Genomic DNA, 22,528 nt, shown 5'->3' with positions numbered 1-22,528 from the left:
TATTAGTTATTTGAGTTATTGTTTTGGAAAATAACAAAACTTAAAAACCTCTAATAACTTTAGAACTTAATAACTTTTTTTATACCAACACACAAATAACAAAAACACAAATACATCAATTACATTTCATCCTGGTGTCTGTCACTTTTATGTAAATTAAAAAGGGCAAAAGCCCAAGAGAGATTAGAAGCTGTATTTTGCTTCAAGTTTTAATTCGTTGTTATCGTTGTTTGATGCTCCGTTTTTACCGTCAAGAACAGAGTATAGTGCTGAGAATTTCATTTTTTTAGTATATTTATAGCTTGCACCTACAACATATTCTGCATAGTCATTGTTTGCTACAGTTTTGTCATTAATTCCAGAGTATGCAACATATACGTTAGTTTTAGCATCTACATTATATCCAACTTTTGCATAAATTGCTGCTGTATCATTTTTAGTAGCAATTGAATATTTTTGATCAGTTGGTAATACTGCAGAAATTGGTGCGTCCATATCTAGAACAACTAAATCACCATCTTTACTTGTTTTAGCATAACCAATTTTTGCACATACTGCATCTTGAGTATATTTAGCAGAAACGTTGAAATATTTCATAGTTTTTGCATTTGCTGCATCTAATTTACCAGCTGCATAATCAGCATGAACATCAACATTTTCTACTGGCGCTACATCTACGCTTACAGTATAAAGGTTTTTAATTTTATTAGTTGCATGATAATACCAAACGTTACCTTTAACCATATCTACATTAAATAATGCAGCAACTGCATAAATATCGTTTCCTAAAGCACCACCTGCAATATTATCTACAGCTTTTACAGCATTAACCCATGCAGCAGCTAATGTTACATTGTCACTAGCTTTGAAAGTAGCGATTGCACCAGCACCATGTGCTTCACCGTGTCCGCTTCCTGTTACAGAAGTAGCTACTGGGATTTTACCTGCGATTACGTTTACACCGTTAGCTGAATATTTTAAGAATACTAAATTTTCTGCTGGATTAGGATCTGTTCCTGCTACATTTGCATTATCATCATCTGCATATGTGCTCCCCTCAACTCCAAGCTTGTAAACTACTTTTAATTCTTCGCTTACAGGAATAGTGAATTTGAAATCAGAACTTGTTCTCCATCTGTTTTCAGAATTTTGATCTTTTGGTGCATTGTTATAAAATCTAACTCTGATCATTCCGCTTAGATCAACACCTTTGATTGCTTCTGTTAGAGGAGTAGCACTTGCTACACTCATTGAACCCATTGCTATTAAAGCTGCTAAAGATAGTTTTTTTAGCATTCTCTCTCCTTTGTTTTTTTAATTTTGTCTCACAATTATATCGACAAAATTTTTAAAAATCAAATTTTTTAGTGTTATTTTTGTGCTTTTTTTCAAAAAATATCACTTATTTGTAACTTTTTTGAGATTATTTTTTATTAAAATTTTTACTTTTACAGAAATATTATTTTATTTTTCATAAATCTTACATTTATTAAGAAAATCGAAAAAATACAAAATAAAAAAGTAAATACATCAATTATTTTAAATAATAGTGACAGACACCTATAATTATAAAGACGAGTTTAAACTCGTCTTAATCATCATATCTTGGCATTCCCATAATATTATAACCGCTGTCTACAAAATGCACTTCACCCGTTACTCCACTTGAAAGATCACTTAATAAATACATTCCGCTATTACCTACTTCTTCAATGGTCACATTTTTCATAAGAGGTGAATTTTTTTCGTTGTATTTCAAAATTTCACTAAAATCCCCTATACCGCTTGCTGCGAGTGTTTTAATAGGTCCAGCACTAAGTGCGTTGATTCTTATTTTTCTCTCACCAAGATCTACTGCCAGATATCTTACACTTGCTTCTAATGCAGCTTTCGCCACACCCATTACGTTGTAGTGCGGTATGTATCTTGTGCTTCCAAGATATGTAAGTGTAAGAACTGAAGCTCCATCATTCATTATAGGCTCAAGTTTTTGAACTACTTCTATTAATGAATATACACTTATTTCCATTGCAATGTTAAAAGCTTCTTTAGTAGTATCAATAAATTTTCCGTCAAGTGCCTCTCTTGGAGCAAATGCAACGGAATGCACTAAAAAATCTATTTTGCCGTAGTCTTTTTCAATTGCTTCTTTTAAAGCATCAATTTCTTCAGGTTTACTGACATCAAGCGGGTATATATTATTTACACCAAGTTCGTCTGCTACTTTTTGAACTCTTTTTTGAAGTTTTTCATTTTGATATGTAAGTATTATATCTGCACCCTGATTTTTACAAGCTTTTGCTATTCCATATGCAATTGAGCGGTTATTAGCCACACCTATAATTAAACCTTTTTTTCCTTCCATTACCATTATTTCTCCTTTAGTTTAAGTATTAAAAGTAGCCTTGCGTAAGATTATATAGTAAGAACGCAAAGCGTGGTTTTGTTATTTTAACGAATTTATTAGATTTATTAATGCTTTTCTTATTAATTTGATTTCATTATTTATTAAAGTATTCTTTTCATCATTAAGCAATTTTAAATTAAAAGAAATTTGAATATGAGTTTCTACTTCGTTTAACGAACCTAATGAAATATATAAAAATCGTATAAAATCTTTTTTTGATCCTCTACCTGCTCCTTCTGATATATTTGCTGGTATTGAAACCACAGCTCTTTTTAATTGAGAAGTTAATCCATATATTTCATTTTCTGGAAATTCAGCTGTTATTTTATAGATTAAATTCACAAATTCAAGTGCTTTGTTATAAACAAATAATTTTTTATGCTGCAATACAATTCCTTAATATAACTTTTTCACTCTTACTGACATCATACCTTACTTTTCCTACTACCTCTTACTTCCTCTTACTTCCTCTTACTTTTTCTTACTTCCCTAACTTTTCTTATTTTTTTCACTTTCACATACTTCTTTAGCTATTTCTATCATTTTAATAAAATTACTAACATCCAAACTTGCACTACCTACCAAAACACCATCGACATTAGGTATAGAAAGTATTTCTTTAGCATTTTCAGGCTTAACGCTTCCTCCGTAAAGAAGAGGTTTGCTTGCAAGTTTTTTAATTTCATTATGAGTTTCTTTAATCTCTTCATTTGAAGCACTTACACCAGTCCCAATAGCCCAGACAGGCTCATACGCAATTATTAATTTTTCATAATCAAGATCAATTCCGACAAGCTGAGCTTTAAGATATTCAATAACCTCATCAATACCTTTTTTTCTTATTTCCAAAGGCTCACCGATACAATATGTTATTTCAAAATTGTGTTTTTTGTAAAATTCAAATTTTTCTACTATAAATTTTTGTGATTCTTTTAATATATTTCTTCTTTCACTATGTCCTATTAAGATTTTATCAATTTTAAATTCCTGTAACTGCTCAAGTCCTATCTCACCTGTATATGCACCTTTTACAGCTGGGTATGCGTTTTGAGCACCAAGATACTCTTTTTCCATTAAAGCGGTGCAAGGAGGAAAAACCCTTACGGTTACATTATCAAAATTTACAACATCAAGAACTTTTAAATACTCTTCAACTTCTTTTCTGGTTTTATTTGTTTTAAAGTTAGCTGCTACTATCATGATATCTCCAATGCCGCTATTCCAGGAAGCTTTTTACCTTCAAGAAGCTCAAGGCTTGCACCGCCACCTGTTGATATAAATGTCATTTCTTCATCATCCCCGGCTCTTTGAACCGCATCAGCAGTATCACCGCCTCCAACTACTTTTATGCCATGACTTCTGGCTATTTCATGAGAAATTTTAAATGTTCCCCTGCTGAATTTATCCATTTCATACACGCCCATAGGCCCGTTCCATAAAATCGTCTGTGCATCCCATAAAACCTCACCAAAGAGTCTTACACTAGCAGGCCCGATATCAAGTCCCATCCAGTTATCGGGAATTTCCTGGGAAGTTACGTATTTTACCATTGCATCTTCGGCAAACTTATCGGCTATAACAATATCCACCGGAAGATAAAACTTAACACCAAGTCTTTTTGCTTCAGCCATAATTTTTAGGGCCTCGTCTATTAATTCATCTTCAACCAAAGAATTACCTACATTATACCCTTGAGCTTTTAAAAAAGTAAACGCCATACCACCGCCGATTATTAATTTATCTACTTTTGGTAAAAGATTAATTAATGCCTGCAGTTTTCCGCTTACTTTACTTCCACCTACCACTGCAACGAACGGACGAACCGGATTTTCAAGCAGCTTATAAAAGAAATTGATCTCTTTAAGAAGTAAAAATCCCGCAGCTTTATGCTCATTGTCATAAAATCTCGTTATTGCCTCCACACTCGCATGTGCCCTATGACTTACACCGAAAGCATCATTTATGTAAAATTTACCGAATTCACTTAACTCTTTTGCAAAACCTTCATCGTTTTTGGTCTCTCTTGGGTCAAACCTTACGTTTTCCAAAAGTAATATTTCGCCGTTTTGAAGTTTTGAAGCTTTTTCTTTTGCATCGGGACCTACCACATCGTTAGCCATTATAATATCATGCTTAAGTAAATGTGAGAGTCTTTTTGCAACAGGTTTTAATGAAAATTTTTCATTAAATTCACCTTTTGGACGACCAAGGTGAGAAGCTATAACTATTTTACAATCATTATCTAAAAGATATTTAATAGTCGGAAGAGCCATTCTTATACGTCTGTCATCTGTTATATTTCCGAATTCATCAAGAGGAACGTTAAAATCACATCTCAAAAAAACCGAATCACCCGGTTTAAAATCAAGATCTTTAGGTGAGTTTATTTTCATACGTCTCCTTTTTAGCAAAATTATAGCATATTTGTTTATTTAGTTATTCGGGGTTTAAAAGTTTGTTGGGGTTTATAAAATATGGTTAATTAGTATATTAGTGTATTGGTTAGTAGTATATTGGTGATTTGGAAATATAGATATGAAATTAAATTTTTAAGATTGCAGGAATTTTGAATAAACTCACCAATATACCAATTACTAATTAACCATTTACTATAAATTATTTTATTTCAATATATATTCAGCCATTTCAATCATTCTGTTTGAATAACCCCATTCATTGTCATACCATGAAAATATTTTTACAAGATTTCCGTTTGCCTGCGTAAGGTCACGTGCCACTATAGAACTTGCCGGGTTTGAATTAATATCGCTGCTGACTTTATATTCTTTGTCTATTTCAAGTATGCCTTTTAAATCAGTTTTGGCATGAAATTCGAGAAGTTCGTTTATCTCTTCGGCCGTTACTTCCGTTTTAAGCTCAATCACCAAATCCATAAGGGATACATTTGCCACAGGAACCCTTACGCTTCTTCCGTCAAGCCTGCCTTTTAGATTCGGAAGAACTTTATAAATAGCCTTGGCCGCACCGGTAAAAGTCGGAATAATGTTTTCAGCCGCTGCGCGTGAGCGTCTGATATCCCTGTAATTTGGGGCGTCAAGAAGTTTTTGATCCATTGTATAGCTGTGTATGGTAGTCATAAACCCTTTTTCAATCCCGTATTTTTCGTCCATTATTTTAGCTATAGGCGCTAAGCAGTTTGTAGTGCAAGACGCGTTTGAAATAATAGTTTCACCTTTGTATTCTTTATGATTAACTCCTAAAACGTAAGTGGGCGTATCGTCATTTGCCGGTGCCGAAATAATTACTTTTTTGACATTTCCTTTTATATGCCCATTAACTTCGTTGCTGGTTAAAAATTTACCGCTGCATTCAAACACCACATCGGCTTCTTCGAATTTAGTTTCATTCGGAGACGAAAAAGAAGTATATGTAATAAAATTATCCCCGATTTTCAAAATATCATCCCCTATTATTTCCACATTCAGGCTTCCTCTTATCGTATCAAACCTTAAAAGATAAGCCGCAAGTTTTATATCCATAATATCGTTAACAGCCACTATTTCTATGTTTTTATTAAGTGCTACTCTTAAAATATTTCTTCCGATTCTTCCAAGCCCGTTAATAGCTATTTTCATTACAAGCCTTTTAATAAATTTTCGTAATTATAGTACAATTTGAAAAAAAGGTTATGAGTGAAAGTTGCAATTTTCGGAGGAAGTTTCGACCCACCGCATCTCGGGCACATAGAAGTTGTCAAAAAAGCGTTTGAAAATCTTGACATCGACAAACTGATTATAATGCCCAATTTCCTAAACCCTCTCAAACACTCTTTTTCGGCACCGCCCGAGCTTAGGCTTAAATGGCTTGAAAAAATATTTAAAAATTTTGAAAACGTAGAAGTGAGCGATTTTGAAATATCAAAACAAAGACCCGTATATTCAATAGAAACCATTGAGCATTTTAAACCTAAATACTTCATCATCGGAAGCGATAATTTAAAAACTTTAAATAAATGGCACAAAATAGATGAAATTCTTAAAAAAACCGAACTTGTAGTGGCAAAAAGAGGTGCAGTTGATAAAAATCTTTTAAGTAAATATAATATCAAAAAAGTTTTGGACGTTGATATTCCTATAAGTTCTACCCAGATTAGAAATTGCAAATTCGAATATCTTCCACAAGAAATAGAAAAAGAAATAAAGGAGTTTTATGGACAGAATTGCAAAAATTAAAGAGCTTTTAGAAGAGAAAAAAGCACTTGACGTAATGGATTACGATTTAAAAGACAATGATTATTTTGTAGATTATGTAATAGTGGCCACAACAATGGCGGACAAACACGCCCAGGCACTGCTTGACTATCTCAAAAAAACATTAAAACCGATGGGTGAAACGTTTTTGGGAGTTGATTCAAGCGACGACTGGACGGTAATTGACCTTGGCGATATTCTTATACATCTTATGAGTGAAGAATACAGAGCCAGATATCAGATGGATAAGTTTTTAGAAGAGATAAAAAACAGATTAAGAGATTAAATCCCACTCACTTATAAGCTCAATCCCCTCTTCTTTTAATATTTTGCTTGTAAACCCGGGTGCGTCGCATTTGCATTCACATCCGTTAATATAGGCGCTTGTTTTTTTAACCCCGCAGCTTGGTGATTTTTCTTTTCCTATGAATATTTTTATATTATTTTCTTTACAGATTCTAAGCGCTTCATTTGCACCTTTCATAAACGCCTCGGTTTTGTCAGTTCCGTTTATGTCTATTATTTTATCACCGATAAATCTTGCCGGAGGTCTTGGAGTCGGAAGGGAAAAAGCCTCGGGACAAAAAGGGATGAGTTCGTATTTTTCTTTGAGTTTTTCTATCACTTCACCCGGCAGCGGCTTTGATTTGCCGTCATACCTGCATGCACGTCCGAGCATACATTCACTAATCATTGCTTTCATAGCTTTTTACCGCCTTTTCATACTCAACTAAATCTTTTAATCTTTCATCAATAATGTATTTTATTATATCATGCTGCAGTTTTGTATATTCGTGTATTGCAATATTTCTAAAACCTATCATTTTTTGAAGGTTTAAACTTAAATTTTTATCTATTACGCCATGCTTTTCAAGTATTTCAAAAATCTCTTTCGAACTTTTAGGAATACCGAATTTATGTTTTTTAATCAAATAAGAACCTAAATCAATAGCCTGCTGAACCGCCCTTTGAATATTTAAAATAACAGCATCCTGCTTTGTGTAATTTTTTTCAAATTCTTCGTCGTAATCTTCCTCAATCCTTGCAATATATCTTTCAATTGATTTAATTTTATATAAAACATTACTTTGAGAAAACATCTGCAGCGTTACGGTCGAAATTTTTTTAAAATTTCGGGTTACCGTAGCGAAGCCGTTTGAAAAAAGTAATGTTTTAGTAAAATAATTTTTCACTATCTCTTTATCATTCTGTAAATCCAGATACCTAAGCCATAAGCGATATTCATAATCATCAGCATATTTTGATTTTTTAATAATTTTACCTTTTGTAACGATCTCATAAGCAAATACATCGTTTACATCTGCAAGATTAACCAAATCAATATCTTTTTTTAACAAAACTTCAAGGTTTTCTTTCATTTTAAAAAATTCAACGGGTGTTTTTTTATCTTTAAACAAAACCGCAATATCAATATCGCTGCTCTCGTTATATGTTCCATCGGCATAAGAGCCAAAAAGCCAAATACCCTCTGCTTCTTTAAAAAACTCTTTTAATACCGATATTAATTTTTCATTTTTCACTTTTATATCCCAAAAAATTTACAATTTTTCGTGGATTCCATCTCTTCACCCCAAAAAATCTGTCGATTTTTCAGGGACCCCGTTTTTTCAATTCCCCATCCTTTATTCCTTCACAACTTAATTACATTCTCTCTTTGGCTTCAATTCCAAGAAGTGAGAGTCCGAGTTTGATAATACTCGCCACAACAGCCAATATTTTAAGTCTTATCGCTTCTTTTTCACTTCCTATAACTTTATTTTTGTTATAGAAGCTGTGAAACTCGCTTGCAAGTTCATACAAATAGTTTGTAAGTCTGTGAGGTTCTCTGTTTATAAACGCGTCTTCTAATACATAAGGAAACTGAAGTGCCAAAAATACCAAATCTTTTTCGTCTTTGCTTAAATCTTTAAGTTCCGTATTTATAGTGTCATCAAGCTCCATGTTTTTGTTTCTGAAAATAGATTTGATTCTTGCGTGTGCGTAGTTTATATAGTATGCCGGGTTGCTGGAATCCTGCTTGCTTAAATCATCTACATCAAATTCAAGATGGGTATCCGCTTTTTTGGTTAAAAACACAAACCTCAGGGCATCCGCACCGACATCTTTTACAACATCGCTTACGAGTATGAAATTACCGGCGCGTTTACTCATTTTATAAGGTTCACCGCCTTTTAGAAGTTTTACCATTTGTGAAAGTAGTATTTCAAGTTTATCCGGATCAAATCCCAAAAACTTAATAGCAGCTTTTACCCTTGCGATATATCCGTGATGGTCTGCTCCCCAGATATTTATGTATTTATCGTAATTTCTTTTAAATTTATCCCAGTGATAAATTATATCGCCCGCAAGGTATGTCGGTCTTCCGTCTTCTCTTACCACGACTCTGTCTTTTTCGTCTTTGTATTCTCTGGATTTGAGCCAAACCTTGCCGTCTTTTTCATAAAGGGCTCCGTTTTTTTCCAAAATCGCCCTTACTTCGTCCCAATATTTGTAAAGTTCTTTCTCACTTACCCAATTATCAAACGGCGTAACGTTTAGGGCTTTTATATCTTCTTTGATTAGTTCAAGCATTTTATCTTTCGCCCACATATTGAGCCTGTCGTCGTTAAAGTTTTCAGCTTCAATTTCTGCTTTGAAATAATCTTCCCCGAATTCTTTTATCGCTTCTGCAGCAAGGTCTTTTATATATTCGCCTCTGTAAAACTCTTCTGGCCATTTAACCTCAAGCCCCAAAATCTCCCTTGCCGCAAGATACACGGAAAGCCCTAAAAGCGTAATCTGACGTCCGGCGTCGTTTACATAGTATTCGGTAACAACGTCATACCCGATATGCCTTCCGATTCTTGCAATCGCATCCCCAAACACCGCACCTCTAGCATGCCCTATATGAAGGGGACCTGTCGGGTTTGCCGAAATGTATTCAAGAAGGATTTTTTCTTTGCCGCTGCCTTTGGCAAAATTTTCTTTTTCATTTAATACTTTATTTGCAAATTCATTTAAAAATTTATCGCTTAATGTAATGTTTACAAACCCGCTTACGGCCTCTACCTTTTCAAAATCCTCACAATTCCCCAATGCGTCACATAAAGCTTTGGCAAATTCCTGTGGATTTTGTTTTTTCATTTTCGCATATTTGAAAATCGGCACTGCAAAATGGCCGAAATCTTTGTTTTTAGGTTTGCTTAAAGGCGGATTTTCACCTAAATGTTTTTCAAACTGCTTTGCAACTTTTTCTTTCATTAATTTCCTTTCCATTCTTTTATAAATTCTTCTATATTGTATTTGCTTCTTTTAATAAGGCTTGCAATCGCCACACTTCTTAAAAATTCTTTCGCCTCGTCAAAATCGTCGTTTATAAGCAGATAATCGTATTCGTCAATTTTCTGCATTTCCCTAAGTGCGTTAAACATTCTGATTTTCATACTTTCTTCTGTTTCCGTTCCTCTTTTTAGAAGTCTCTCTTTAAGCACTTTCTGATTCGGGGTTGTCACAAAAATTCCTGTCGTAATATCCGGATACGATTTTTTTACAAGCTCATACCCCTGGACGTCTATATCAAGAAAAACAATCTGCCCTTTTTTTAGTGCTGCGTCTATCTGTCTTTTGCTCGTTCCGTAAAAATTGCCGTGAACCTCGGCCCATTCAAGAAAATATCCTTCTTCTATGTCTTTTATAAACTCTTCTTTGGTTAAAAAGAAATAATCAACTCCTTCTTTTTCACCTTCCCTTATAGGTCTTGTAGTGCTTGAAATACTGAAATACGCCTTTTCTCCCAGCTCTTCACACACAACTCTTGCAAGAGACGTTTTACCGCTGCCGCTGGGGCCTGAAACCACCAAAATACTTCCGCTTTTTCCGTTCATTTTTAATCTCCGAAATCTATTGTTATTGTTACTTTTGCTTTTGCTTTTTTCAATTCTTCCCAGTTTATATTGAGAATACTTCCAAGCGTTTTTTCCTGAGGACTTGGCTCTTCTATAATGTTTTGCAATTCATGAGCCTCTTGAATTTCCGGAATTTTATCATCTATATTTATTTCTTCAATATTTTCATCACCAATTTCTTCTAAATTTTCTTCAATTTCTTTGTTTTCTTCTACATTTTCTTCTTTTGGTAATTCTTCTCCCAAAACTTCAGCTAATTGCATTTCATCAATATCTGAAAGTTCACTATCCAGCTCTTCAATATTCTCACCTTCCAAATTCTCTTGTGATGCAGTGATTTCTTCAGGTTCTTCATCGATGTTTATATTTTCAAGATCAAATTCTTCCAAATTCTCTTCAGGAATTTCTTCCGTTTCTACTTCAGGTGTTTCATTTTGTTCGGTTTTTTCTTCTTCAAAAACAGCTTCAGGTTCAGTTTCTTCGTTTAGTGTTTCTAAATCCGCCTCTTTGGTTTCGACAGGTTCTTCGTTTTCGGTTTCTTCAATATCTGTTTGAGTTTCTTCACTCGGCTCTTCTAATTGCATCTCTTCGATCTCACTTAATTCCTCATTTTCATTTTCAATTTCTTCATTTTCTTGCATTGTCTCTTCCTCATTAAGTTCAGGGGTTTCTTCATTTTCTTCATCAACAAGTTCCGTTTCGTCTATTTCAAAACTCTCCTCAATGTCATCATCGGGTGCTTCGCCTTCAAGTTCTTCTTCACTTATTTCAAAATCTTCTTCATCACCCGCAACAAATTCATCTTTTGCATCAAGATTTTTTAAATCCTCTTCACTTTCCAAATCTTCAAACATATCATCTATATCCAAATCATCACTCTGCTGAGTTTCTTCCAAAGGCTCAACCTCCCCTTCTTCCGATTCATCTTGCGTAGCCTCTTCTATGTCTAAATCCAAATCATCTTCATCCAAATCAAAATCCAGATCATCACTCAAATCATCTATACCTTCAATATCGTCTAACCCTGTATCTTCATCCCCAACATCCAAATCTTTCAGATCTTCAAAACTTTCAATATCAATATCATCATTTTCAATATTTTGCTCATTAGTTGTCATATTCGGAAGCTTTTCCAATAGATCCATCAAATCGGTTGGAAGAAAAGGTTTTATAAGATAATCAGTAAAACCTACAATTTTTTCATCATTCTTAGATAAGATTAAAACAAACTTGGCATTAGGGAAAAGAGCTTTTAAATTTTCAAAAAGTTCTTCATTATAAAGATCCTTGTCTATAAATACCGCATCAAAAACACCCTCGGGAATGTTTTCTGCAGTTCCAATACTGACTTCATCACCTTTTTTCTCAGCACTTAATACAAAAAGCTTTTCAATTGTCGCATTTGAAGTAATTAGAAGAATTTTCATGGCCAACCCCGTTTTTTATTATAATTATAGTAAAAAAGGAAGCAATTTGAAAAAAATTATTATTTTGGTGTTTGCTTGTTTATTATATTCTACTGAAATATATTTTATGCCAAAAGACGGAAAAACGGCTGAAAACAGACTTTTTTATCTTTTTTCACATGCCAAAAAAGAGATAAAAATAACTATGTATACATTCACAAACAAAAAACTCGCACGCGCATTAAAAATCGCCGCCAAAAAAGGGACAAAAATATACATAATTGCAGATAAAAAAGAAGCAAAATACAAATATTCTGTAATTCCAAGACTTGCTGTTTTAAGAAATTTCCATATTTATTTGTTATCTGGTAAACGCTATAAAGACGGCAATACCGCCAAGATGCACGTAAAACTTGCCATTGTTGACGATAAATATGTAATAACAGGCAGTGCAAATTACTCATACAGCGCATTTTACAAAAACTACGAATACATCATGATAAACAGCGACCGATATCTTATAAAAGAGTTTGATTCTTTTTTTAATCATCTGAGAATTTTATCTACAAATTACAGGCTTAGCCGATAAATTTAATTAATGAACCGAAAACTTGTAAAATTTCTGTAGAAAAAAGCTGCATAAGTGAAGAAATAATTGCAATCAAAACCATAAAAGCAATGGTGATTTTAATCGGAAAACCTACAACAAGAAGGTTAAACTGCGGCATTGTTTTCATTATCATTCCAAATATTATATCACCCATCAAAGATATGGCAATGATAGGAAAAGCCATTGCGATACCCAAAAGAAAATATTTTCCCATATACACAACAAAATATTCATATACATTTTGATAATTAAAAAATTCCCCAAACGGAAGCATGGAAAGTGTTTTATTCAAAAAAAGAATCTCAAGATGATCCCCACCAATACTTAAAAACATCAAAACAGCAACCCATGTGAAAAACTGGGAAATAATCGTAGTCTGAACTCCAGCATTGGGGTCCATTACATTAGCCAAAGTAAATCCCATTACAAAACTTATCTGCTCACCCGCGAATTTTAAAACATCAAACACTATCTGTAGTGCCATTCCTACAAAAAACGCAAATGCCACTTCATTAAGCACGCTCAATAAAACGTTTGCGATATTTATTTCATATGCAAATTTAGGTGTTATTGGAAAAAGAAGAATCGAAAGCCAAAAAGCAAAAGCCGCTTTTACGTTCATTGGAATTGCTGTATAATTAAAAAACGGCATAAAAGCCAGCAGGGAACTTATTCTGACAAACAACAAAAGATATGTTACCACGTTTACAGGTGTTAAATAATTAATTATCTCCATTTATTTCTGCCAGTTTTTTATTTTTAAGCTCAAACACCCTGTCAAATTTATCTGCAATATCCATATCGTGCGTAACGGTAATCAATGCCGCTTCATTATTGTCACAATACTCTTTTAAAACTTCTATAACTTCATAAGCGTTAGCTTTATCAAGATTACCGGTCGGTTCATCGGCAAATATAATTTTAGGTTTTTTGGTAAGCACTCTGGCGATACTTACCCTCTGCTGCTGTCCTCCGCTTAAAGTCTGTATATTTTGATTGATAACATCTTTTATTCCGAGCCTTTCAAGCAGTTCGTAATCTATTGTTTCCCCACTTAAAAGGGCTGCGGCCTGCAGATTTTCAAGGGCAGTAAAGGTATTAAAAAGATAATGAAACTGAAAAATAATTCCTATTTCCTTTTTTCTGATTTCTATTAAATCTTTTTCTTTTAAATTATAAATATTCTTATTATTTATGAAAACTTCACCTTTTTGAGGTTTTAAAAAAGTGGACAATATATGTAAAAGCGTAGATTTTCCACTTCCGCTGCTTCCGACTATTGCAATTTTTTCTTTTGAATTGATTTGCAAATTCACATTTTCAAAAAGCAAATAATCAAATGAATGGGTAAGATTTACAGCTTTTAACATACCGGCCTTTTTTAAGAATTATAGCAAAAGTTTATAATGACTGGTCTTTATGGTTGTTAAGTTTTTGAGGTTATTAAACTCATTGGTGTATTAGTGCATTAGAATATTGGAATATACAGATTTTATATATTAAAAATCACTTTTTTAACTTTTTTAACAAGTTTAGGGTCTGGCATTATTCAATGGTCAATGGTCAATGGTTATTGATTGACTGCTGTTTACAATTTAAGACTCAAATAATAACTAATTAATATTAAAAATACATCAGTGTCTTTTTTCCTTTCTTCCTTATCTTTTCCTTATAACCCTTTCTCCACTCTTTCATTTAGTGCCAGACACTATTAGTGGAATATAAAAAAAGAAGCGGGGATTAAGAAAGAGCCGCCGCTACTTCATCCGCCATATTGCATGCGTTTTTAACTAAACCTTCACCAACTTCAAATCTGATGAAGTCAACAAGTTTTGCTTCTCCGCCAGCAGCTTTTGCCGCTTTGCTAAGAGCTTCCGCAACAGTTTCTTTTTTCTCAGCTTTTACGTATTCCTGCTCTGTAACACATACGTCGCTGTAGAATCTTTTGATTTTACCAGGGATAATTTTTTCAATTACGTTTTCAGGTTTACCTTCTTTTAGAAGCTGAGCTTTTGCGATTTCTTTTTCTTTTTCAATCACATCAGCCGGAACGCTCTCAGGGTTTAGATACTGAGGTTTCATTGCAGCAATGTGCATTGCTATATCTCTTAAAGTATCTTTAATAGCTTCACATGTTTTTTCGCTGTCACATGCAGCAGCAACCAATACACCCACTTTTCCACCTGCGTGAATGTATCCGTTTACGATTCCGTTTTCAGGAGCTTTAATAGTTCCTATTCTTCTAACTACGATGTTTTCACCGATTTTAGCGATTTTAACTTTAAGCTCTTCTTCAAAAGTTCCAGCACCAAATGGAGCTTTGTTTAGAGCTTCAGTATCAGTGATATCGTTTACGTTGATAGTTTTAACAGTTTCACTAACAAATTCTATAAATTCGTCAGTTTTTGCAACGAAGTCAGTTTCGCAGTTAACTTCTGCAATACTACCTTTTTTGTAATCATCGCTGATATAGATTTCAACTCTACCTTCAGCAGCGTTTCTGTCAGCTTTTTTAGCAGCTTTTGCAAGACCTTTTTTTCTTAGGATCTCTACTGCTTTTTCTTCGTTACCTTCAGCTTCTACAAGAGCTTTTTTACAATCCATCATTCCGGCACCGGTTTTTTCTCTAAGTGCCTTTACCATTGCTGCAGTAATGTTTGCCATATTATGCCTCCTCAGCTTTGATTTCTTCAGTTTCAGCTTTGATTTCTTCTTCAGTTTTTTCTTCTGCTGCCGCTTCTTCTTTGATTTCTTTTACCTCTTCAGCGATTTCTTCTTGAGAAATAGGCTCTACTTCCCCTTCTTCCTCTTTAGCCGCCAATTCTTTTCCTTCGATGATAGCATCGGCAATTGTTTTACAGAAAAGGTTTACACTTCTGATCGCATCGTCGTTTCCTGGGATTGGAACATCGATTAAATCAGGATCGCAGTTTGTATCTACAGGTGCTACGATCGGAAGACCAAGTTTGTTAGCTTCACCAACTGCGATTTTTTCTTTTACAGTATCGATTATGAAAAGCATATCAGGGATAGTTTTCATATGTCTGATTCCGCCGATAAATTTTTCTAATTTTGCTTTTCTTCTAGCTAAGATTAATCTTTCTTTTTTAGTTAAAAGGTTGATTTGTCCAGTTTCTTCCATTTTTTCAATGATTTCAAGTTTTCTGATTGATTTTTGGATAGTTTTAAAGTTTGTAAGCATACCACCAAGCCATCTGTGGTTAACATATGGCATACCACATCTCTCAGCATGCTCTTTAATAGCGTCAACCGCTTGTTTTTTAGTTCCAACAAAAAGGATAGTTTTACCTTCTTCAGCAGCGTTTTTAACCACGTTGTAAGCATATTTGATATGTCTAAGTGTCTTTTGAAGGTCGATAATATAAATGTTTTTTCTTACACCAAAAATGTATTTTTTCATTTTCGGATTCCATCTTCTCTTTTGATGACCAAAGTGAACACCACACTCTAAAAGGTCTTTCATTGTTACATTACACGGCATTGTTTCTCCTTGAATTATTTGTTTTTTTGGTTCGGGTTTAGCCTCCCTCTTCTTTAACACTTTTCAGTGCAACCCTACCAAGGAATAAAGAGGTGAGAACTAGAAACGGAATTTTATCAAAAATGATGTATAATTGCAAACATAATAGTTAACTTGTATATTGGTTATTGGTGTACTGGTTATTTGGACATTGAAATATCTAAATATTAATAAATAACCATTTACATCACCAATACACAAATAACAAATATACCAATAACAAATTTTAAGGAGTAACCATGCCGATGTTAGATAGTTTTTTAGTAGATCACGTCAAAATGCCAAGTCCTGGACTTAGAGTTGCAAAACACGTAAAAACGCCAAGCGGTGATATAATTACCGTATATGATGTAAGATTTGCTAAACCGAACGTTGAAATAATAGACGAAAAAGCAATGCACACGCTTGAACATCTTTTTGCAGGATATATGAGGGACAATTTACCTGATTACGAAATTATTGATATCTCACCTATGGGATGCCGCACGGGATTTTACATGAGCGTTATTGGTGAGCCTGAAGATAACGAAATAATTGAAGCGTGGAAAAAATCTATGCAAAACATACTTGAAACAGATACAATCCCGGAAGCAAACGTATATCAGTGCGGAAGCTGCTATATGCATTCACTAGAAGGAGCAAAAAAAGTTGCCAAACATATTTTAAATAACGAAATAGTAATAATGGATAACGAAGTTTTGGCGCTTGATCCGTCAAATATACCGAATGAATGCAATGTTGACGTTTCAAAGGTGGTGATACTCGGAAAATGAAACTTTTAAAAAAAGAGTGGCTGTTTTTTATCTTTCTATCTCTTTTCTTTTTCCTTTTTTCCAATGTTAAGCCCAAATTTAAAGAAATATACGGATTTATCGACTGGGGAACCATAAGGGCTCTTAGTGCGCTTTTACTGATTACTACCGCGTTGAAACTTTCTGGATTTTTCGACGCGTTTGCCACAGCAAGTGTAAAACGTTTCAAAACGGAAAGGGCTCTTGCATTTGCGTTTGTAACATTAAGCGCCTTTTTATCTATGTTTTTAACAAACGACATTACTCTTTTTGTAATGGTGCCGCTTACTTTGGCATTTTCATCACAGATTAAAAACGACTTGACCAAACTTGTTATATTCGAAGCAATAGCCGTTAATGTCGGAAGCGAGCTTACGCCATTCGGAAATCCGCAAAATATATTTCTTTTCAGACAGATGGACATAAGTGTTATTGACTTTATACAGAAGATGAGCATTATTTTTATTCCTAAAATTATTCTTCTTATATTATTTATCTTTATTTTTTTTCCGAAAAAAAATCTTGAAATAGAAATAAACAAAACACACAAAACCGATAAATTTCTTTTTATTTCTTCAATTGTTCTTTTTGTTTTGTTTATAGTTTCACTTGAATATTCACTGGTAAGATATGCTCTGCTTGTAATAGTGTTATATTACCTGTTTGCAGGCTATAAAAATGTGTTTTTGAAATTTGATTATTTTTTGATTTTTACTTTTATAATAATGTTTATAGATTTCGGGATGCTAAGCAGACTTGAGATAATTAAAAATATAATGGGCTCGATTGAAATGGACTTTTACAATGTTTTTAATATAAGCATAATTCTGTCACAAATTATTTCTAACGTCCCTGCGGCAATTTTTATGAGCAACTTTTCAGACAATTATATAGCAATCGCATACGGGGTGGATATAGCCGGAAACGGCTTATTGATAGGCTCTTTAGCCAACATCATAGCCCTCAGGTTTCTTAAAAATCCAAAAGCGTATATAGATTTTCACAAATATTCAATTCCTTATTTTATTGTTTCTTATCTAATAGTTTTGGTTATTTTTTACAAAATAATTTGACTTAATAATTTTTTTCCGTTAAAATACGATAAAAATACTCTTAAAGGATTAAAAATGGATAGAAGAAAAGCACTTAAACTTGGAGCTTTAGGATTAGCAGCTGCAGCTGTAACTCCTGCAATGGCAAGTGAAAAAAACGAAGTATGTAACCCTTACGGAAAATACAGAGAAAAAATTTATAACAGAAACAAATATCACATCAGTGAAAACCCTACAAAAGGTGAATTAAAACACACACCTGAAATTAAAATCGGTTCAAAAGATGCAAAAGGTTATACATTAGTTGAAATTACAATTGGACAAAAAGGTATCATTCACCCAAGCACTGAAGATCACTGGATCGATTTTATAGAATTAAGAGCTGATGGAAAATTGGTTGATAGAGTTTTATTCGAACCTGGAAAAGCTATGGGTTATGCGGCATTTAAAGTAAAACTTGACGGAGTTAAAACATTAACTGCCGTTGAAGGATGCAACAAACACGGAATTTGGGATTATACAATCACCCTATAATTCCCTCTCTTTTGTTTTTTTATTAATAACATTAGTGTCTGTCACTATAAATATTTCGGATATCTTTAAATTAAGAGATTATTTTTTCTTTATAATCTCTTTAATTTTTTTCAAATCCCCGCTTTTTAAAATACATTTTTCAATAGTGCATATTTCATAATTTTCACCTTGTTTATATTCCATATAAGGATATTCCATATCAATACATTCCGGTTTTTCAATATTTAATACATATGTGCCGTAATGATACATAAAATATGCTTTTGTTATCGACGGATAATAAAGAGGATATTTGTTTATAAAATATCCTCCGTATTTAATAATATTAATACCTTCATTATATAATTCCAAATCATACAAAATTGTAGAAAGTCTTATATAATCTTTAGCTAATATACTAAGAGATGATGCATACGCGCTATCACTGAAATCAGCTTCGATGTTTTTACTTTCATTCATATACCAGTATTCATTATAAAACTTTTCTTTTGTTTTTATTATTAAATTTTTTGCTATATTTAAATATTTTTTATCAAAACTATTTTCATATGCATCAATTAAAGCATTAATAAAATAAGCATAATCTTCAAGAAGCGCCGGTGTTTTTGCTTTTTCATTTTGGTTGTATGAGTGATAAAGTTTATCATTAACATACATTTTTTCAAGAAGAGTATCAAGTGTTTTATAAGCTTCATATTTATATTTTTCATTTATGCATCCGGCTTTCAGCAATGCACTAATCATCATAGCATTCCATGATGTAATCTTTTTTGTATCTATAAAAGGGAATTCTCTTTTTTTTCTAATATTTTGAAGTATATTTAATGCTATATCGTAATTTTCCGGTATCTTACCTTTTATAACGGGATTATTTCTACCATTAAAATTGCCGAATTTTTTTATGCCGAAATATTGCATCAGTTCATCGCTGTTTTTAAGGTTTATAAACGCTTTTTTAACCTCATCGTAAGTAAAAACAAAATAGGCACCCTCTTTTCCTTCACTTTCCGCATTGCTAGCACCGAAGAAAAGGAAGTTTTCATCCCTATATCTTCTTATCATCTCATCTATACTTCTTAGAGCAACTTCTTTGTATAGTTCATTTTTAGTAATTTCATACATCCTAAAATATGCAAAAGGAAGATTTGCATTGTTATAAAGCATCTTTTCAAAATGAGGCACTTCCCATTTTGAATCGGTTGAATATCTGTAAAAACCGCCTTCAATTTGATCAAATATTCCGCCTTTGGCCATATTGTTAAATGTAGTATTTAAAATGTTTAATATTTTTTCATTTTCTGTTAGCAAATACACATCAATAAGCAGATCCAAAGCGCTTTCCATAGGAAATTTCGGAGAACCTTTCATACCGCCGTATTTCATATCAAAACTTTTAAGAGTTTCTGAAATTACTTTTTCGAGTATGTCGTCTGATATATTTACTTTTTCAAAACTTTTTGAATTTTTTAAATACTTTTTTAAATTTTCAGCAATATTTTCAATTTTTTGAGGATTGTTTTGCCAATCATTTGCTATTGAGGTGAGTATCTCTTTTAGCCCCGGCCCGAATTGGGAAAAATGGGGTGGAATATAAGTAGCGGAATAAAACACTTCCCCTTTGGGCGTCATTATTATGGTTAAAGGCCAGCCACCTGCCCTATTATGCATAATTTGATAAATTTTTTGATATTTTTTATCAATATCGGGCATTTCTTCCCTGTCGACTTTTATACTCACAAAAAATTTGTTTAAAATATTCGCAATTTCTTCGTTTTCAAAACTTTCCCTTTCCATTACATGGCACCAGTGGCATGTAGAATATCCAATAGATAAAAATATAAGCCTGTTTTCTTTTTTCGCTTTTTCAAACGCTTCATCACCCCACGGATACCAGTCTACGGGATTGTCGGCATGCTGTAAAAGATAAGGACTATCGCAATATTTTAAATGGTTGGCCATTGTAAAAACTCCCAATAAAAAAATAATAATTAATTTCATTACTTCCCTTATATCATAAAAGATAATTTTTGTCCAATTTTAACATAAAAACATATTTGTCTTATATGTTATAATTTCAATAAAAAAGGATACATTATGTCTAAAAAAAGAGTTGCGATAAACGGCCTTGGCAGAATAGGTAAAATGGTTTTATGGCATTATGTAGAAACAAAACCCGAAAATATTGAGATAGTAGTGGCAAACGGGGGAAGCGGAACACCTGAAGATTTGGCTTATATGATCAAATTCGATTCGGTGCACGGCAAATTTCCCGTAAGTGTTGAATATACTGAGAATTCTCTAATAATTGACGGAAAAGAAATAGCAATCGTTAGTGAAAGAGATCCTGCAAAACTTCCTTGGGAAGAGATGAATATAGACATCGTTCTTGAAGCTACAGGTAAATTCACAAAAAGAGACGATGCTGCAAAACACATCGAAGCAGGCGCTAAAAAAGTAATTATCACAGCTCCCGGAAAAGAAGTGGATAAAACGATCGTATTAGGCGTAAATCATAATGAATACGACCCGGATAACCACCACGTAATTTCAAACGCGTCATGCACTACTAACTCTTTGGCACCGGCTATGAAGGTTCTTGAAGAAGTATTCGGCGTTGAGAGTGCATTAATTACAACGGTTCACGCATACACTTCAAGTCAGGTTACAATCGATAGAAAAAAACCAGGAAAACACAGAAGAGGACGCGCTGCGGCTGTAAATATCATACCTACTACAACAGGTGCGGCAAAAGCTACAACGGAAGTAATTCCGGCACTTAAAGGTAAAATGAACGCAATGGCTTTAAGAGTTCCAACACCGGATGGCGCCGTTACCGATATTTCTGTAGTGCTTAAAAAACAGACAAGCGCAGAAGAAATCAATAAAGCATTCGAAGATTACGCAAACAACCAGTTAAAGGGTGTTTTAGAAATAACATACGACGAAGTGGTTTCAAGCGACATCTTAGGGAATCCTCATTCAAGTATAATTGACGGACTTTCAACAATGGTGGTTGACGGAAATAAAGCAAAAATCCTTGCATGGTATGACAATGAATTCGGATACGCAAGAAGAGTTTTAGAACTTGCCCAGATGGTAGCTGAAAAACTTTAATAAAGTTGTTAAGGTCCTAAGGGTTAAAAAGTCAAATTTATAACCCCACCTTAACTAACTTTTTCTCTTTTATTTCTCACTTTTTAATATTTTATTGATATATCCTGTGCTAACACCTAAATATCTTGCTATTTCGGTATATTTATATCCGGCTTCTTTGGCTGCGAGTATGGCGTCTTTTTTCTCTTCATATTCATCGAAAAAGTCGCTTATTTTTTTTCTGATAACCTTAAGTTCTCCGTCCACTTTAACAATTTTAGGTTCATTGTAAATTTCTTCAAGTTCAAATTTTTCAAGGGGTTTGTTAAGCCATTCAATATATTCTTCAAGCGGTTTTTGGAAAATCATACTCCCTTCTATTATTTCATTGAATTTGTTCTTTTTAAGTCTAAGTGCAAGTGACTGATATTCATAATCTTTTATATCTTCAACAAGCCCCAAGACATAAGCGTTTCTTTCTATATATTTTATAACTTTCCAGCTGTGGTTATCATCAAACATCATATAACTCTCAAACCTTCCTTTCCACAAATGTCCCACCCTTCCGGTTTTATAGTTATACCATGCGGCATAAGCAGAATTTAAAAACCTCATAGCCTCACTTAAATTCGGAAGCGTAGTTTCAAGCAATATATGATAATGATTCGGAAGTATCGTAAATGCATGAAAAACAACTTTATAGTCATATTTTGTTTTCAGCATTAGTTCCATAAATTTGAAAAAATCCTCTTTTTCATTAAATATTTCAGCTCCGTTTACGCCTCTGTTGACTATATGATAAAAACCCGGATCGTTAACTCTCGGTTTTCTTGCCATATTATCTCCTTTAAAAAGATGACTGACACCTTTTACCTTAAGTGCCAGACACTTGGTATAAAATTATATCATAATCTTAAAGTATGATACAATATTTCTTAATAGATGATAAAATACTAATTCAATATTTTAAACGGAGAC

General features: G+C 33.3%; 24 protein-coding genes. 7 read left to right on the top strand and 17 right to left on the bottom strand.

Annotated elements, in window-relative coordinates:
• Positions 1-183: 183 nt before the first annotated feature.
• The 6 genes from ACYQ19_RS06050 to gap (ACYQ19_RS06025) all read right to left on the bottom strand — a co-directional run bounded on the left by ACYQ19_RS06050 (position 184) and on the right by gap (ACYQ19_RS06025) (position 6,003).
• A complete protein-coding gene (locus ACYQ19_RS06050) occupies positions 184-1,296 on the bottom strand; it encodes a major outer membrane protein (RefSeq protein WP_459978533.1) in 1,113 nt (370 codons plus the stop codon).
• A 295-nt stretch (positions 1,297-1,591) separates the two neighbouring features.
• The gene (fabI, locus tag ACYQ19_RS06045) at positions 1,592-2,371 is read right to left on the bottom strand and encodes an enoyl-ACP reductase FabI (protein WP_459978532.1); all 780 of its coding nucleotides are present in this window, start codon (positions 2,369-2,371) and stop codon (positions 1,592-1,594) included.
• Positions 2,372-2,446: 75 nt separating this feature from the next.
• Entirely contained in the window at positions 2,447-2,794 is a 348-nt protein-coding gene (locus ACYQ19_RS06040) for a four helix bundle protein (RefSeq protein WP_459978531.1), read from the bottom strand.
• Between the two features lie 102 nt (positions 2,795-2,896).
• Positions 2,897-3,607: a triose-phosphate isomerase gene (locus ACYQ19_RS06035; RefSeq protein ID WP_459978530.1), complete on the bottom strand. Its 711-nt coding sequence runs from the start codon at positions 3,605-3,607 to the stop codon at positions 2,897-2,899.
• Positions 3,604-4,800: a phosphoglycerate kinase gene (locus ACYQ19_RS06030; protein WP_459978529.1), complete on the bottom strand. Its 1,197-nt coding sequence runs from the start codon at positions 4,798-4,800 to the stop codon at positions 3,604-3,606. Before ACYQ19_RS06030 ends, ACYQ19_RS06035 begins: the two co-directional genes overlap by 4 nt.
• A gap of 228 nt (positions 4,801-5,028) precedes the next feature.
• The gene (gene gap / locus ACYQ19_RS06025; protein ID WP_459978528.1) at positions 5,029-6,003 is read right to left on the bottom strand and encodes a type I glyceraldehyde-3-phosphate dehydrogenase; all 975 of its coding nucleotides are present in this window, start codon (positions 6,001-6,003) and stop codon (positions 5,029-5,031) included.
• A gap of 57 nt (positions 6,004-6,060) precedes the next feature.
• Here gap (ACYQ19_RS06025) and nadD point away from each other — a divergent pair, with 57 nt between their 5' ends.
• Complete coding sequence (nadD, locus tag ACYQ19_RS06020; RefSeq protein ID WP_459978527.1) at positions 6,061-6,600, top strand: nicotinate (nicotinamide) nucleotide adenylyltransferase; 540 nt, start codon at positions 6,061-6,063, stop codon at positions 6,598-6,600.
• A complete protein-coding gene (gene rsfS / locus ACYQ19_RS06015) occupies positions 6,578-6,904 on the top strand; it encodes a ribosome silencing factor (protein WP_459978526.1) in 327 nt (108 codons plus the stop codon). Before nadD ends, rsfS begins: the two co-directional genes overlap by 23 nt.
• On the opposite strand, the gene ACYQ19_RS06010 is transcribed toward rsfS, so the two are convergent.
• From ACYQ19_RS06010 to ACYQ19_RS05990, 5 genes are all read right to left on the bottom strand, one after another.
• Positions 6,893-7,321 carry a 2-thiouracil desulfurase family protein gene (locus ACYQ19_RS06010; protein WP_459978525.1) on the bottom strand — a complete coding sequence of 143 codons (429 nt, stop codon included), beginning with the start codon at positions 7,319-7,321 and terminating at the stop codon, positions 6,893-6,895. The genes rsfS and ACYQ19_RS06010 overlap by 12 nt on opposite strands.
• Entirely contained in the window at positions 7,305-8,159 is an 855-nt protein-coding gene (gene hepT / locus ACYQ19_RS06005) for a type VII toxin-antitoxin system HepT family RNase toxin (protein WP_459978524.1), read from the bottom strand. Before hepT ends, ACYQ19_RS06010 begins: the two co-directional genes overlap by 17 nt.
• A 121-nt stretch (positions 8,160-8,280) precedes the next feature.
• Positions 8,281-9,879: an arginine--tRNA ligase gene (gene argS, locus ACYQ19_RS06000; RefSeq protein WP_459978523.1), complete on the bottom strand. Its 1,599-nt coding sequence runs from the start codon at positions 9,877-9,879 to the stop codon at positions 8,281-8,283.
• Positions 9,879-10,502 carry a guanylate kinase gene (gmk, locus tag ACYQ19_RS05995; protein WP_459978522.1) on the bottom strand — a complete coding sequence of 208 codons (624 nt, stop codon included), beginning with the start codon at positions 10,500-10,502 and terminating at the stop codon, positions 9,879-9,881. The genes argS and gmk overlap by 1 nt, the downstream gene beginning before the upstream one ends.
• Before the next feature lie 2 nt (positions 10,503-10,504).
• Positions 10,505-11,950: a DNA-binding transcriptional response regulator gene (locus ACYQ19_RS05990; protein WP_459978521.1), complete on the bottom strand. Its 1,446-nt coding sequence runs from the start codon at positions 11,948-11,950 to the stop codon at positions 10,505-10,507.
• Between the two features lie 46 nt (positions 11,951-11,996).
• Here ACYQ19_RS05990 and ACYQ19_RS05985 point away from each other — a divergent pair, with 46 nt between their 5' ends.
• Positions 11,997-12,518: a phospholipase D-like domain-containing protein gene (locus ACYQ19_RS05985; RefSeq protein WP_459978520.1), complete on the top strand. Its 522-nt coding sequence runs from the start codon at positions 11,997-11,999 to the stop codon at positions 12,516-12,518.
• Here ACYQ19_RS05985 and fliR read toward each other — a convergent pair.
• The 4 genes from fliR to rpsB form a co-directional block, all read right to left on the bottom strand.
• Entirely contained in the window at positions 12,508-13,275 is a 768-nt protein-coding gene (gene fliR, locus ACYQ19_RS05980; RefSeq protein ID WP_459978519.1) for a flagellar biosynthetic protein FliR, read from the bottom strand. The two genes, ACYQ19_RS05985 and fliR, sit on opposite strands and share 11 nt — an antisense overlap.
• Complete coding sequence (locus ACYQ19_RS05975; RefSeq protein ID WP_459978518.1) at positions 13,262-13,909, bottom strand: ABC transporter ATP-binding protein; 648 nt, start codon at positions 13,907-13,909, stop codon at positions 13,262-13,264. Before ACYQ19_RS05975 ends, fliR begins: the two co-directional genes overlap by 14 nt.
• 370 nt (positions 13,910-14,279) lie before the next feature.
• The gene (gene tsf / locus ACYQ19_RS05970; RefSeq protein ID WP_459978517.1) at positions 14,280-15,203 is read right to left on the bottom strand and encodes a translation elongation factor Ts; all 924 of its coding nucleotides are present in this window, start codon (positions 15,201-15,203) and stop codon (positions 14,280-14,282) included.
• A 1-nt stretch (position 15,204) separates the two neighbouring features.
• On the bottom strand, positions 15,205-16,041 hold the full coding sequence (rpsB, locus tag ACYQ19_RS05965) for a 30S ribosomal protein S2 (protein WP_459978516.1): 837 nt from the start codon (positions 16,039-16,041) through the stop codon (positions 15,205-15,207).
• Positions 16,042-16,319: 278 nt separating this feature from the next.
• Between rpsB and luxS the strand changes: the two genes are divergently transcribed.
• Genes luxS through ACYQ19_RS05950 form a run of 3 tightly spaced genes read left to right on the top strand, consistent with a single transcriptional unit; the run spans position 16,320 to position 18,457 of the window.
• Positions 16,320-16,853 (top strand): S-ribosylhomocysteine lyase, encoded by a 534-nt coding sequence (luxS, locus tag ACYQ19_RS05960; protein ID WP_459978515.1) that lies wholly within the window; start codon positions 16,320-16,322, stop codon positions 16,851-16,853.
• Positions 16,850-17,944, top strand: coding sequence for an SLC13 family permease (locus tag ACYQ19_RS05955; RefSeq protein WP_459978514.1), 1,095 nt, complete (start codon positions 16,850-16,852; stop codon positions 17,942-17,944). Before luxS ends, ACYQ19_RS05955 begins: the two co-directional genes overlap by 4 nt.
• A 54-nt stretch (positions 17,945-17,998) precedes the next feature.
• On the top strand, positions 17,999-18,457 hold the full coding sequence (locus ACYQ19_RS05950) for a desulfoferrodoxin family protein (RefSeq protein ID WP_459978513.1): 459 nt from the start codon (positions 17,999-18,001) through the stop codon (positions 18,455-18,457).
• Positions 18,458-18,535: 78 nt separating this feature from the next.
• Here ACYQ19_RS05950 and ACYQ19_RS05945 read toward each other — a convergent pair whose 3' ends face one another.
• Positions 18,536-20,455 (bottom strand): thioredoxin domain-containing protein, encoded by a 1,920-nt coding sequence (locus ACYQ19_RS05945; RefSeq protein WP_459978512.1) that lies wholly within the window; start codon positions 20,453-20,455, stop codon positions 18,536-18,538.
• A gap of 96 nt (positions 20,456-20,551) precedes the next feature.
• On the opposite strand from ACYQ19_RS05945, the gene gap (ACYQ19_RS05940) reads away from it, so the two are divergent.
• Positions 20,552-21,571: a type I glyceraldehyde-3-phosphate dehydrogenase gene (gap, locus tag ACYQ19_RS05940; RefSeq protein WP_459978511.1), complete on the top strand. Its 1,020-nt coding sequence runs from the start codon at positions 20,552-20,554 to the stop codon at positions 21,569-21,571.
• 69 nt (positions 21,572-21,640) lie between these two features.
• Here the strand turns inward: gap (ACYQ19_RS05940) and ACYQ19_RS05935 are convergent, their stop codons facing one another.
• The gene (locus tag ACYQ19_RS05935) at positions 21,641-22,387 is read right to left on the bottom strand and encodes a transposase (protein WP_459978510.1); all 747 of its coding nucleotides are present in this window, start codon (positions 22,385-22,387) and stop codon (positions 21,641-21,643) included.
• Positions 22,388-22,528: the final 141 nt, after the last annotated feature.

This window comes from Nautilia lithotrophica, from assembly GCF_054656815.1.
Note: the sequence above shows the minus strand (reverse complement) of the source record. Positions and strands in the feature narration are given on the sequence as shown.

What these genes read in the sequence shown, in the direction of transcription:
- ACYQ19_RS06050 (WP_459978533.1), bottom strand. Translation starts at nt 1,296, where the DNA reads ATGCTAAAAAAACTATCTTTAGCAGCTTTAATAGCAATGGGTTCAATG.
- fabI (WP_459978532.1), bottom strand. Translation starts at nt 2,371, where the DNA reads ATGGTAATGGAAGGAAAAAAAGGTTTAATTATAGGTGTGGCTAATAAC.
- ACYQ19_RS06035 (WP_459978530.1), bottom strand. Translation starts at nt 3,607, where the DNA reads ATGATAGTAGCAGCTAACTTTAAAACAAATAAAACCAGAAAAGAAGTT.
- ACYQ19_RS06030 (WP_459978529.1), bottom strand. Translation starts at nt 4,800, where the DNA reads ATGAAAATAAACTCACCTAAAGATCTTGATTTTAAACCGGGTGATTCG.
- gap (WP_459978528.1), bottom strand. Translation starts at nt 6,003, where the DNA reads ATGAAAATAGCTATTAACGGGCTTGGAAGAATCGGAAGAAATATTTTA.
- rsfS (WP_459978526.1), top strand. Translation starts at nt 6,578, where the DNA reads ATGGACAGAATTGCAAAAATTAAAGAGCTTTTAGAAGAGAAAAAAGCA.
- ACYQ19_RS06010 (WP_459978525.1), bottom strand. Translation starts at nt 7,321, where the DNA reads ATGAAAGCAATGATTAGTGAATGTATGCTCGGACGTGCATGCAGGTAT.
- argS (WP_459978523.1), bottom strand. Translation starts at nt 9,879, where the DNA reads ATGAAAGAAAAAGTTGCAAAGCAGTTTGAAAAACATTTAGGTGAAAAT.
- gmk (WP_459978522.1), bottom strand. Translation starts at nt 10,502, where the DNA reads ATGAACGGAAAAAGCGGAAGTATTTTGGTGGTTTCAGGCCCCAGCGGC.
- ACYQ19_RS05990 (WP_459978521.1), bottom strand. Translation starts at nt 11,950, where the DNA reads ATGAAAATTCTTCTAATTACTTCAAATGCGACAATTGAAAAGCTTTTT.
- fliR (WP_459978519.1), bottom strand. Translation starts at nt 13,275, where the DNA reads ATGGAGATAATTAATTATTTAACACCTGTAAACGTGGTAACATATCTT.
- ACYQ19_RS05975 (WP_459978518.1), bottom strand. Translation starts at nt 13,909, where the DNA reads ATGTTAAAAGCTGTAAATCTTACCCATTCATTTGATTATTTGCTTTTT.
- tsf (WP_459978517.1), bottom strand. Translation starts at nt 15,203, where the DNA reads ATGGCAAACATTACTGCAGCAATGGTAAAGGCACTTAGAGAAAAAACC.
- rpsB (WP_459978516.1), bottom strand. Translation starts at nt 16,041, where the DNA reads ATGCCGTGTAATGTAACAATGAAAGACCTTTTAGAGTGTGGTGTTCAC.
- luxS (WP_459978515.1), top strand. Translation starts at nt 16,320, where the DNA reads ATGCCGATGTTAGATAGTTTTTTAGTAGATCACGTCAAAATGCCAAGT.
- ACYQ19_RS05955 (WP_459978514.1), top strand. Translation starts at nt 16,850, where the DNA reads ATGAAACTTTTAAAAAAAGAGTGGCTGTTTTTTATCTTTCTATCTCTT.
- ACYQ19_RS05950 (WP_459978513.1), top strand. Translation starts at nt 17,999, where the DNA reads ATGGATAGAAGAAAAGCACTTAAACTTGGAGCTTTAGGATTAGCAGCT.
- ACYQ19_RS05945 (WP_459978512.1), bottom strand. Translation starts at nt 20,455, where the DNA reads ATGAAATTAATTATTATTTTTTTATTGGGAGTTTTTACAATGGCCAAC.
- gap (WP_459978511.1), top strand. Translation starts at nt 20,552, where the DNA reads ATGTCTAAAAAAAGAGTTGCGATAAACGGCCTTGGCAGAATAGGTAAA.
- ACYQ19_RS05935 (WP_459978510.1), bottom strand. Translation starts at nt 22,387, where the DNA reads ATGGCAAGAAAACCGAGAGTTAACGATCCGGGTTTTTATCATATAGTC.